The sequence below is a fragment of the Carnobacterium sp. genome, from assembly GCF_040274425.1.
This window is the reverse complement of sequence record NZ_JBEMBC010000115.1, coordinates 1-5,884: the sequence shown is the minus strand read 5'-3', so window position 1 is coordinate 5,884 and position 5,884 is coordinate 1. Positions and strand designations below refer to the sequence as shown.

The following is a 5,884-nucleotide window of genomic DNA, read 5'->3' as shown; positions in this document are numbered from 1 at the left end:
TAGAAATTGAAGCATTATTAGACGAAGAGAAAGATAATTTGCCCCGTCCTAGTGCAAATGGATTAGGTACGGTTGATGAGTATCCAGAAGGTGCTTTAAAATACACACAATTTTTACAACAAACAATTCCAAATGATTTAGCTGGATTGCAGGTTTGTTTAGATGGTGCAAATGGAGCTACAAGCCCTCTTCTTAATCGACTATTCGCAGATTTAGAAACAGAGTTCGATGTGATGGCATCAACACCCAATGGATTGAACATTAATGACGGTGTTGGTTCAACTCACCCTGAAGGTTTGGCTAAATTTGTAGTTGAAAAAGAAGCCGATGCTGGATTAGCATTTGACGGTGACGGAGATAGAGTAATTGCTGTTGATGAGTTAGGAAATATCATTGATGGAGATAAAATTATGTTTATCTGTGGCAAGTATTTACAAGAAAAAGGCCGTTTGAAAAAAGATACCATTGTTTCTACTGTGATGAGCAATTTAGGGTTCCATAAGGCGATTGAAGCTAACAATATGATTGCTCTTCAAACAAAAGTTGGAGATCGTTATGTAGTAGAAGAAATGCGCAAAAATGGTTATAACTTTGGTGGAGAACAATCAGGACACATGGTGTTCCTAGATTATAATACAACTGGCGATGGAATCTTATCAGGAATTCAATTGCTGAATGTTATGAAAGAAACTGGGAAAAAACTTTCAGAGTTAGCTGCGGAAGTTCAAACGTACCCGCAAAAATTGGTGAATATTCGTGTTAGTGATAAAAATGGCGCGATGGATGTTCCAGCAATAAAAGAGATCATTGAAGAAGTTGAGAGTGAAATGAATGGAGATGGACGTATTTTAGTTCGTCCTAGTGGAACTGAACCATTGTTGCGTGTAATGGCAGAAGCTCCAACACAAGAAAAAGTAAATCTTTATGTTGATCGAATTGCTTCAGTTGTAAAACAAGAAATTGGTTTAGCTGAATAAGACTGACATTTTTTAATCGTTATTTCTAAAAATGAAAGCAACGAACTAAAGAGCTTTAGATCTTAATGTGTAAACATTGATTTAAAGCTCTTTTTTTGATACTCCAAAGAATCTAAGCGAGAACTTATTTATGAATAAAAATCAAGTATATTAAAGGGCATTGACCAAAAGTTAAATGGATACTATACTTATTTTTAATTAGCATTTAATAAAGTAGTAAGGGGTAGATAAAGTGATTTTGTTTGGCTCAATTGTTAATGGTTTAGCGGTAGTTCTTGGCGGAAGTATTGGATTATTATTAAAAAAAGGACTATCAAAACGGATAGGTACAGCTATTATGAACAGTTTAGCTCTTTGTGTATTATACATTGGATTCAGCGGAGCGTTAGCTGGAGAAAATATACTTATTACAATAGGTTCAATGGTGATTGGGGTTATTATCGGTGAAGGGATGAATTTAGAGGAGAAAGTAAATAATCTGGGAAATTTAATGGAAACTAAATTTCAAACAAAAGACGATACATTATCTATTTCTAAAGGATTTATAACAGCGAGTTTATTGGTCTGTGTCGGGGCGATGTCAATCGTAGGGGCCTTACAGAGTGGGTTGACTGGCAATCATGAAACATTACTGGCTAAATCGCTAATTGATGGCATAGCAGCCCTTGTGTTGGCTTCCAGCTTAGGTGTAGGTGTTTTACTAGCAGGAGGTTTAGTACTGATCTATGAAGGAAGTATTTCTTTGCTAGCCAGTGTAGTAGCTCCTCTGTTAACAGAAAGTGTGATTAATGAAATGACATGTGTGGGTTCTCTTTTGATAATCGGTCTAGCGTTAAATATGCTGAAGATTACAGACTTAAAAATTATGAACTATGCTCCAGCAGCATTTATTCCAATCGTTTTTGGATTGTTTTATTAAACTACACTAACAAATAGAAAAAAATAAAGAGCTTTAGTGTTGCATCAGGGTCACTAATATTGTATATTTAGAAAAGTAATTTAATAGAAAGATAGAGGTGCAATTTTTAAAAGTACAGTTATTCTGAAGGCACAAGCGAATAGCTGGAAAGGAAAAATTGCCGAAGTGTAGGGTATTGCCAAGTACTTTATGCTGGGGTTAAGTAAAATATGCTTAACACTGTCGTAAATTTTAACAGAAAATTTACGGAGGACTATCAACAAAAGGGTTAATAGGACATTACATATGGAACTATTTTAGCATCTTGAGTTGTATAGCACTCAAGGTGTTTTTTTGTGCGCACAAATAGAAAGGGAGTTTAAAATGAAGAAGAAAGTTATCATTGGTTTATTTATCGTTGCATTTATTTTATTTTCAGTTAATGGAGAGTTTCGAGAGGCAACAGGCTCTACAGTCAACTTTGGATGGTTTTCTCTGGTACCGCCAGTAGTATCTATTATTTTAGCATTTATTTCTAAAGATGTTATTATTTCGTTGTTTTTGGGTATTTTTGCTGGAGGTTTTGTCTTACACTTGGCAGATGGATCTATTTTCTATGCTTTTATTCAATCATTTTTAAGTATAATCGATTACACATTATACTCGTTAGCTGATCCTTGGAACGCCGGGATTATTTTGCAAGTGTTAGCGATTGGTGGATTGATCGCGTTAATGACAAAAATGGGAGGCGCCAAAGCTGTTGCAAATGCATTATCAAAAAAAGCAAAGGGACCTATCAGTGCTCAAATTATTACTTGGATTTTAGGTGTTTTACTCTTTTTCGATGATTATGCAAATTCATTAATTGTAGGACCAGTCATGCGACCAGTTACGGATGAAAAGAAAGTCTCGCGTGAAAAACTATCTTTTATTGTAGATGCAACGGCTGCACCGATTGCTGGAATTGCATTGATTTCTACTTGGGTAGGGTATGAAGTAGGATTGATCAAAGATGGCTATGAAGCTATTGGTCAAGAGGTCAATGCCTACAGTATTTTTGTTGAAACCATTCCTTATCGTTTTTATAACATTTTAATGCTGTTGTTTGTATTGTGTACGGCGGTATTTTTAAAAGAATTTGGTCCTATGCTGACAGCAGAAAGAAGAGCTAGAAAGTACGATCAAACAAATAAAGATGAAATAAACCCAGTTACTTCAAAGGAAATGGATGAAATGGAGCCAGCTGAAGGTGTCCATCTAAGCATATGGAATGCGATTATTCCAATTGGCACCTTAATTATTGTTGCTATAATTGGATTTTATGCCAATGGATATTATGCTATTTTAGCTGGAGAGAACACAGCATTAATTAATTTATTAAAATCAAATCCGTATTCATTCGCAGCCATTCAAGAAGCATTTGGAGCATCTGATGCGAGTATTGTATTGTTCCAAGCTGCATTGTTGGCAAGCTTGATAGCTATGGCTATGGGTGTGTCTCAAAAAACATTTACATGGGGCCAAGCAGTAGAAACATGGATCAATGGAATGAAATCACTTATTATTACTGGAGCTATTTTATTATTAGCATGGTCACTCAGTGCAGTTATAACCGATTTAGGAACAGCTCAATTTTTAGTTTCATTGTTATCCGATTCAATGCCGGCGTTCTTGCTTCCATCCATTATCTTTATACTAGGTTCAATCATTTCTTTTGCAACAGGAACTTCTTATGGAACGATGGGAATTTTAATGCCATTGGCTATACCGTTAGCAGCAGCACTGTCTTCAGATCCAGAATTTATTGTCATATCTGCAGGTGCAGTCTTAACGGGAGCGATTTTTGGTGATCATTGTTCACCTATTTCGGACACTACCATTCTCTCTTCTATGGGGGCAGGCGTGAACCATATGGATCATGTTCGCACACAATTACCTTATGCTCTTTTAGTGGGTGTGATCACTGTTTTGTTCGGTTTTATTCCAGTCGGTTTAGGAATACCAATCTGGATCGTTCTTCCAGTTTCAATGGTAGTCATCATTTTATCCGTTCAAATATTTGGTAAGCGGGTTGAGGAAAAAGTTGTAAAATAAAGAGTCGGATCAAATAAATACATTTAGAGATATGCTATAATTAAGTATAAAGAGAAACTAAATGGATAGTATTAAGGCATTATTCTAACTTTATTCTAAAATAAATTAGAAATGAGGGAGCAATAATGAAAGCAAATCGAAAAAGAACTGTCTTGATAGCAGTTGTTCTAGTAGTGTTGATTGCTTGGAATTTTCTTACGATCCCGCTGTTTTTATATGGTTCCTTTGGTAGCGATGCTATCCTAGATCTTAGTCCTGTTGGGAAACTAGGTAATGCACTGCTAGCTGCTTGGATATTTCTCTTTGTCCCAAACTTTCCGTTGATTGGACTATTGATTTCTTTAATAGAAGAACAACCAAAAAAAGTCTATTATCATTTAGGTGCGTTTATTGGAGTCTTGATTGGAAGTATTTTCTTTTTTCAAGATAATAGCACCATAGCCTTAATTATCACTCAAGTAAGTGGATTGTTTTCATTCATTGTATTATTAAAACAATTACTCTCAAAAAGAGATCAAGATCCACATTCTTTTAAATAAACAGTTCATTAACTTAAAGAGAAAACAAAAAGAGAATCCATTTCGGATTCTCTTTTTGTTTTAATTGTTGCTTCAATTGTTTCTTCTGCCGCCAAAAAGTAAAACTAATCTCAGTACTTGCAAGAAGGAAGCTATGGCAGCTGCAACATAAGTAAGGGCTGCTGCATCTAAAACCTTTTTTGCTTGTGGAACTTCAGTAGGAGTCAAGATATGTTGATCTCTTAGAATGGCAATTGCTCGGTTAGAAGCATTAAATTCAACAGGCAAAGTGACCAACTGAAAAAGAAGTGCTACAGAAAAGAAGATGATCCCAAGATTTATCAGTGTCTGGTTGTAGCCAAAAATAACACCTAATAAAATCATTGGAAACGAAATTTTTTGTCCAAAGTTTGTTGCTGGAACTAAAGCACTTCTTATTTTTAAAGGGATATAGCTCTTTTGATCTTGAATAGCATGGCCAACTTCATGAGCTGCAACTCCAATAGCTGCTACAGATCTTGAGTTACGTGTTGCATCTGAAAGACGCAAAATGTCTGTACTTGAATCGTAATGATCGGTTAAATCTCCTTTGACAGCCTCGATTTTCACATGCTGTAGCCCTGCTTTATCTAAAATAAGACGAGAAACCTCGCTAGCAGTATATCCTTTTGAATTAGTTACATTGCTATATTTTTCATAAGTACTTCTGACGTAGGAACTAGCAATTCCTGATAATATGACTCCAATGATAATTAAGAAATACGTTTGATCAAAGAAAAACATCATTGTTTCCACCTTTCTACTTCCTTTTGATAAGTATAACATAAGCGGCTAATGGCATATATGAAGATTATCATAATTTTATTAAGAAAACATTTTCTAAAGGATAAATACTTAAAGGCACCATATATTTTGCTTTAAGAATCACCTAAAGATATAATCAAATTAAGAAATGAGAATAGGATTAAAGCGTTTTATTTTTAAAAAAAACAGGTACTAAAAGAAATGGTTTTCATACTTAATAGTTGAAACAAGTTAGAGAGGATGGATGAATGATGGAGAGAAAGCAGCAATTGAAAGAAGCTTTTTTTGCTCAAGATGAAGAAACGGTTTTAAAAAAGATGGAAGCTAATAAAAAAGGACTGACATCGAGTGAAGCAGAAAAACGAATCGCGGAATTTGGACCAAATGAACTGGATCAAGGAAAATCCAAAAGTATATTTGTTAAATTTTTAGAACAATTTAAAGATTTTATGATTTTAGTCTTATTGGCAGCTGCTCTTATTTCAGCTATGTTTGGAGATGTTACAGATGCTATTATTATTTTAGTCGTGGTGGTTTTAAATGCTATATTGGGAGTTTACCAAGAAGCCAAAGCAGAAGAAGCAATTGATGCT

6 protein-coding genes and 1 riboswitch are annotated in these 5,884 nt (G+C 34.9%); of the genes, 5 read left to right on the top strand and 1 reads right to left on the bottom strand.

The window, feature by feature from the left end; all coding sequences use genetic code 11:
- From ABS911_RS13920 to ABS911_RS13905, 4 genes are all read left to right on the top strand, one after another.
- A partial coding sequence (locus ABS911_RS13920) for a phosphohexomutase domain-containing protein (RefSeq protein ID WP_350468051.1) occupies positions 1 to 977 on the top strand: 977 nt, incomplete at its 5' end.
- A gap of 232 nt (positions 978 to 1,209) precedes the next feature.
- Positions 1,210 to 1,896, top strand: a complete 687-nt coding sequence (locus tag ABS911_RS13915; protein ID WP_350468050.1) for a DUF554 domain-containing protein — start codon at positions 1,210 to 1,212, stop codon at positions 1,894 to 1,896.
- Positions 1,897 to 1,980: 84 nt separating this feature from the next.
- Positions 1,981 to 2,160, top strand: a riboswitch (Lysine riboswitch).
- A 99-nt stretch (positions 2,161 to 2,259) separates the two neighbouring features.
- A complete protein-coding gene (locus ABS911_RS13910) occupies positions 2,260 to 3,969 on the top strand; it encodes a Na+/H+ antiporter NhaC family protein (RefSeq protein ID WP_350468049.1) in 1,710 nt (569 codons plus the stop codon).
- 125 nt (positions 3,970 to 4,094) lie between these two features.
- The gene (locus ABS911_RS13905) at positions 4,095 to 4,508 is read left to right on the top strand and encodes a hypothetical protein (RefSeq protein WP_350468048.1); all 414 of its coding nucleotides are present in this window, start codon (positions 4,095 to 4,097) and stop codon (positions 4,506 to 4,508) included.
- Positions 4,509 to 4,580: 72 nt separating this feature from the next.
- Here the strand turns inward: ABS911_RS13905 and ABS911_RS13900 are convergent, their stop codons facing one another.
- Positions 4,581 to 5,273 carry a zinc metallopeptidase gene (locus ABS911_RS13900; RefSeq protein ID WP_350468053.1) on the bottom strand — a complete coding sequence of 231 codons (693 nt, stop codon included), beginning with the start codon at positions 5,271 to 5,273 and terminating at the stop codon, positions 4,581 to 4,583.
- Positions 5,274 to 5,542: 269 nt separating this feature from the next.
- On the opposite strand from ABS911_RS13900, the gene ABS911_RS13895 reads away from it, so the two are divergent.
- Positions 5,543 to 5,884, top strand: a 342-nt coding sequence (locus ABS911_RS13895) for a cation-transporting P-type ATPase (protein WP_350468052.1), incomplete at its 3' end; no start/stop codon positions are given.

What these genes read in the sequence shown, in the direction of transcription:
- ABS911_RS13900 (WP_350468053.1), bottom strand. Translation starts at nt 5,273, where the DNA reads ATGATGTTTTTCTTTGATCAAACGTATTTCTTAATTATCATTGGAGTC.
- ABS911_RS13905 (WP_350468048.1), top strand. Translation starts at nt 4,095, where the DNA reads ATGAAAGCAAATCGAAAAAGAACTGTCTTGATAGCAGTTGTTCTAGTA.
- ABS911_RS13910 (WP_350468049.1), top strand. Translation starts at nt 2,260, where the DNA reads ATGAAGAAGAAAGTTATCATTGGTTTATTTATCGTTGCATTTATTTTA.